This is a genomic window from Desulfurellaceae bacterium, assembly GCA_021296095.1.
GTDB lineage: Bacteria > Desulfobacterota > Binatia > Bin18 > Bin18 > JAAXHF01.
Window position 1 is genome coordinate 96,706 of sequence record JAGWBB010000001.1, and the last position, 491, is coordinate 97,196.

The 491-nt window shown below is 53.8% G+C and carries 1 protein-coding gene; it reads left to right on the forward strand.

Features of this window, described 5'->3' with window-relative positions:
- On the forward strand, nucleotides 1-426 hold a 426-nt coding region (locus tag J4F42_00500), incomplete at its 5' end, for a GIY-YIG nuclease family protein (GenBank protein ID MCE2483960.1).
- Nucleotides 427-491: the final 65 nt, after the last annotated feature.

Consider the following 491-nt stretch of genomic DNA (forward strand, 5'->3'; position numbering starts at 1 on the left):
CCACGGTATCGGAAAGGATATGGTGATCGTTGTCCGATAAAAATTGGTCGTGCGGGACCAGACGGGTTCAGGCGGAGACTGCGAGACTTTTGGGAGAATCTCCCCGAAAGACCGAGCTATCTAGTGCGGATTGGTTGTCCGGACGAAGCGGAAGCGAGAAGGCGCGAGACTCTTTTACACGCCTGGTTTCAGACCCGCGGACAACGGATAGATGATGTGCCGGGTCATGAATGGTTCCTGACCACTCCGAGTGAAATTGAGGATGCAATTCGTGCAATCATCGAACCAGCGATGGGCACGAACACGCCAGGGATCGAGTCTGAGATAGCCGATATATTCGAAGACGTCCCTGTCAAAGACTGGGAAAGCCTTCCTAAAGACCTGACAGACAGACTCGACCATTATCTATACGGCGAGGTGTCTTGACCCTTTGCCGCTCAAGACAGGCGATAAATCTGCGCCACATTGTCTCCCAGCACCAGCCGCTGCTC